Source organism: Xanthomonas cucurbitae (assembly GCF_002939885.1).
Taxonomy (GTDB): Bacteria; Pseudomonadota; Gammaproteobacteria; order Xanthomonadales; family Xanthomonadaceae; genus Xanthomonas; species Xanthomonas cucurbitae.
This window is the reverse complement of the sequence record NZ_MDED01000073.1, coordinates 2,233-5,116: the sequence shown is the minus strand read 5'-3', so window position 1 is coordinate 5,116 and position 2,884 is coordinate 2,233. Positions and strand designations below refer to the sequence as shown.

Sequence of the window (2,884 nt, the reverse complement as noted above, 5' to 3'; positions counted from 1 at the left end):
CCCACCTCCGTTGCCTTCAAGTGGGGCCATTGTCCAGCCGACCCGTCGCAAATCCTGCAACTACCGGCTGAGGAATGGGGCTAATCAGGTTCAGCTATTAGCGTCACCTTGAACAGATTACTCCGTGCATCCTTATTAAAGTCTTCGGCTTTCGACTGACCCATGTCGGGGAAGCCCGCCATCCCGGACGCTGGGTAGCGAGACTTCCAAAAATATTTGGTTTCAGGAGTCAGTGTCGCGACCTGCTTATTACCTAGACTCGGCAAGAATTCTGTTTCCTCGCCTTTACCTGTCGCTTTCAGTGAAACTCCTAAACCGCCAAATTCCCAATAGCAGATACCTTTGCCGTAGTAATCAGCATCGGCCATGCCATCTGTGTAGATCGTGGCCTCGTAAGTGGCGTCATTGATCTTTTGGAAATCGATTGGAATCCCATCTTCTTTCTGCTTTGTCGACATGCCCAATGAGCGATCAAAGGGCGTGCACGCATCACGATTAGTCATATCATAGAACGCAGTTCCCGACACCCACTCAAACGGCCCCGGCGCATCCTCGATGGTCATCGTGATCCGGTACGCCTGGGTCGGATGCGGGTTCTTCCGGTAGACCGGATCGCCGTCGGTGGTGGTCGCGCCAGTGTCGCGCCTTTCAGAGCCAGTGTTCATAGGGTTGCATCCTGTCAAGAAAACCAAGACCAGAGAGCCAGCAATTCTGATTCCCAGCTTCCCGTTCATGCTGTCATCGTGCGTTGTGCAGCACGCTGCGCAGCTACCATAGAATCCGTGAGTCGTGAACAAACGCGGTTAATGTTGACACGATATATCAACAAAGTGATGAGCATGAGCGCGAAGACCAAACCGAACTCGGGAACATCCCTGATTACATCCATCGCAAAGGGGACGCAGGTCGCAGCCACTGCAAACATAAACATCAGAATTGTCATTGCAGTCGCGCCGACAATAATCTGGCGAAGCTGTCTCAGTTCTTCGGTATTTTTTTCCTCTGCTTGCAGCTTTTTCCAAGCAGTCAGAGCACCTGCAACGATCCGCAGTAGCATCGACACTACAGCGAAGTGCAATACAGCACAGATGGTGGCCGCATACTGCGCAAGCTCCAAGAGGACGACGAACGAAGTTCGATAGGCCAAGGCAGCCAAACTTGCAGTGAGCAGGGTCGACGTCAGCAGGATAGTCAACATCCGCCGAACGCCCTTGGGTGAGCGGCACCAATGTACGTGATGGGAGGAGAATACTCTTTCCATTACATCGCTCCTACAAGCTATATTGAACTAACAGCGGCCGCAACCAGGGTTTTAATGAGGAATGACTTCATAGAATTCGCCACCCTGAATTAAACCAGATAGCAGTAGCGTACAGGAAGAACGCTGCGAAAATTCTGCAAACCTTGATGAATTTTCCTTTTTATACCGTAAATTTATCAATAAGATTTGAAAATAGGTTCCGAGCATGCTTCATAAATAATCTTACACTCTACGCCCGGCGTAGCCCCATTGTCAGCTTTGCATCTATCCAAAGCAACATTACTTGCCTCTACAGTTGTCCCAGCACCCACAAAATTTGAACGGCCAGTTGAAAATGGCTTGCCGTTAACTTTTGGCTCAGCGATAGCAGCACATTGGTTTTTATAAGCAAGCCCGATCCTGCAGTCTTTTTCGCCATGGGAGGCGCAACGATTGAGAGCGTCCTTTTCAGCCTCAGCTTTGGAGATTTTTCCGGTAGTTACGCCATAGCTAAAAATAGAGTCGACAGACCCCATCGCTATAGCTCCCCACGTTTTTATCCACTTGCCACTCGGCCGAGGGGCATCAGAACTCTGCTGCTCGTAATAACCGGTGGGAATAGGACCACAGGATGTAATACTGCCGTTTGCCGTCGCAGGAATCTGGCCCGGCGGGCAGCCTTGCTCCGCCTTAGCATTACTGGCAATACACAGGGCGAAAAAAATCAATACCCAGCTAAATTTCATAAATACCCCTCTTCGACTCAAGTCAGTCGGCTATCACCCTGATTAGCTATACCTCTAGAACCACTACCCTCTTGAGGGGGAGCGGCTTGTGGAGTGCCGGAAACCCGCTGACCCACTGAACCCAGAGATGAGGGAGGTGTAACCGAATTATCTTTAGCTATCTGTTGCGGCACATAAGACCCAGCCGGCTGCCCCTGCGGCCCAGGGCTCGATGCAGCGCCTCCACCAAACGCGGAGAAGTGCATGAAGTTGCTCATGCTGCCTTGCCAGACGGCCGCCGCCAACGTAGGCACGGTGATGATGAGCATCGTCATAATCAGCCCAATACCACCCTGTTGCAACGCCTGGCTCGACAGTCCTTCCGCATTGCCCAACGTGAACAGTTGTGCAGCCCAGTAGGCCGCAGCCACTTTTGCCGTGAATTTCAGCACCATCGCCGTCACCGCCGACAGCATGGCCATCGAGAACAACGTGCCCAGTAAATAGAACAGCCATTTCTTGAACAGGTCCTTGGTCTGGTCGAAGATCAGCGCCAGGATGAAAATCGGCCCGATCCCGATCAGGAAGGCCATGGTGAACTTGAACAACAGCAGCATCGCCCCAGCCGCCATCGGCGGGCTGGCAGTGCCGAAGCCTGCCAGCAGCACAGCACGGCTTTTCTTCTCCAGTGCCTCAGGATCGGCAGGGTCGACGCGCACCGCATCCAGCGCCGTCAGCGCCAGCTGTGTGTAGGCAAGATTTTCGTCGATCGCATCGGAGGCGGTGCTGTCTTGCTCACCGGTGAACAGACCATGGATCTCCTTATCCAGGCCTTGGGTCATGGCCTGGTGCAGCATTGCGCCGTTGACCCCGACAGCTGAAGCAAGGCTGATGATGATCGCGACCTTCGCCGCCTTGA

General features: G+C 52.9%; 4 protein-coding genes. All 4 read right to left on the bottom strand.

What is annotated here, in order from left to right; genetic code table 11:
* Positions 1 to 80: 80 nt before the first annotated feature.
* The gene (locus XcuCFBP2542_RS18475) at positions 81 to 734 is read right to left on the bottom strand and encodes a hypothetical protein (protein WP_104605664.1); all 654 of its coding nucleotides are present in this window, start codon (positions 732 to 734) and stop codon (positions 81 to 83) included.
* On the bottom strand, positions 731 to 1,261 hold the full coding sequence (locus XcuCFBP2542_RS18470; protein WP_104605662.1) for a hypothetical protein: 531 nt from the start codon (positions 1,259 to 1,261) through the stop codon (positions 731 to 733). The genes XcuCFBP2542_RS18475 and XcuCFBP2542_RS18470 overlap by 4 nt, the downstream gene beginning before the upstream one ends.
* A gap of 176 nt (positions 1,262 to 1,437) precedes the next feature.
* Complete coding sequence (locus tag XcuCFBP2542_RS18465) at positions 1,438 to 1,986, bottom strand: DUF4189 domain-containing protein (RefSeq protein WP_104605660.1); 549 nt, start codon at positions 1,984 to 1,986, stop codon at positions 1,438 to 1,440.
* A gap of 17 nt (positions 1,987 to 2,003) precedes the next feature.
* A partial coding sequence (locus XcuCFBP2542_RS18460) for a TrbL/VirB6 family protein (protein WP_104605665.1) occupies positions 2,004 to 2,884 on the bottom strand: 881 nt, incomplete at its 5' end.